The organism is Virgibacillus alimentarius (assembly GCF_000709085.1).
GTDB classification, from domain to species: Bacteria; Bacillota; Bacilli; order Bacillales; family Amphibacillaceae; genus Virgibacillus_B; species Virgibacillus_B alimentarius.
Map to the genome: position 1 here is coordinate 1 of NZ_JFBD01000143.1, position 1270 is coordinate 1270.

A 1270-nucleotide genomic window follows, 5' to 3' on the forward strand; every position below is an offset into this window, starting at 1 on the left:
TCAACCCGAGGTCGCGCGACTTCCCGGCTATAGGATTAAGTCCATATAATTGTGTAAAAGAAAAGGATAAACAAAAAGGGTCATATTAACTCCTTGTGATACAATGTTTTCAACGACGAATACAAAGTAGGAGGAATTAATAATGACCCAATTACAGTTTAACCTAGATTTTGAAAAAATAAAAGACGAAGTGATGAAATCTGATTTAAATGATGTTGTGAAATCATCCATCGTTGTTTTGTTCAACGAATACATGGAGATGGAGAGAGATCGGTACATGAAAAACACTACACATGAACGTAGTGAAAACCGACATGATTACAGAAATGGGTACTATGAAAGAGATTTAATTTTGAATGTTGGGAAAGTGCCATTAAAGGTTCCACGTACACGCCGTGGTGAGTTTTCAACGGATATTTTTGAGAAGTATAAACGCTGTGATAAAGCCTTCTTGCTTTCTATGTTAGAAATGGTAGTAAACGGTGTTTCTACTAGGAAGGTGACAAAAATTGTAGAACAGCTATGTGGAGAAAAAGTTTCTAAATCTATGGTTTCTGGGCTCACAAAGAAACTAGATCCTATTGTCAATGATTGGGCACAAAAGCCTTTAGACCAGCAATATTATAATTATATTTATGTCGATGCGATGTATATTAAAGTTCGTGAATATCACAGAGTTGTATCTAAAGCTGTTTATATTGCTTTAGGCGTGAATAGCCAAGATAAACGAGAGATTCTAGGTTTTAAAGTGGCTGGGACTGAATCCAAAGAGACCTGGCATGAGTTCTTTGAATCATTAATATCAAGAGGTTTACAGCCCCCTAAACTCGTCATATCTGATGCGCATGAAGGCTTAAAGTCAGCGATCATGGAAAACTTTCTTAACACAAGCTGGCAGCGTTGTACAGTACATTTTTTAAGGAATATTATTCAAACGATGCCTAAAAAGGGCTCTAAAGAAGCAAGAGAATATCTGAAAGAGATTTTTAAAGCACCTACAGAGAAAATTTCAAGAATGTTAAAAGATGAATTTATAGAAAAATTTGAAGACGATAAGAAATACGTAAAAGCCATAGAAACGCTCGATGCTGGCTATGAAGACGCCATTCAGTTTTATGCCGAGGACAAAGATACCCATATTCATATCCGAACGACAAACGTGTTAGAACGATTAAATTCGGAAGTGAGGAAGAGGGAAGGTGTTATTCGAATCTTTCCTAATACATCCTCTGCCTTCCGCCTAATAGGCGCAGTACTGATGGATTGTGAG

The 1270-nt window shown here is 36.8% G+C and carries 1 protein-coding gene; it reads left to right on the forward strand.

The annotated features are described in order from the left end of the window. Nucleotides 1–142: 142 nt before the first annotated feature. Nucleotides 143–1270: IS256 family transposase (locus tag GZ63_RS0116150; RefSeq protein ID WP_029271349.1), on the forward strand; the 1128-nt coding region annotated here is incomplete at its 3' end.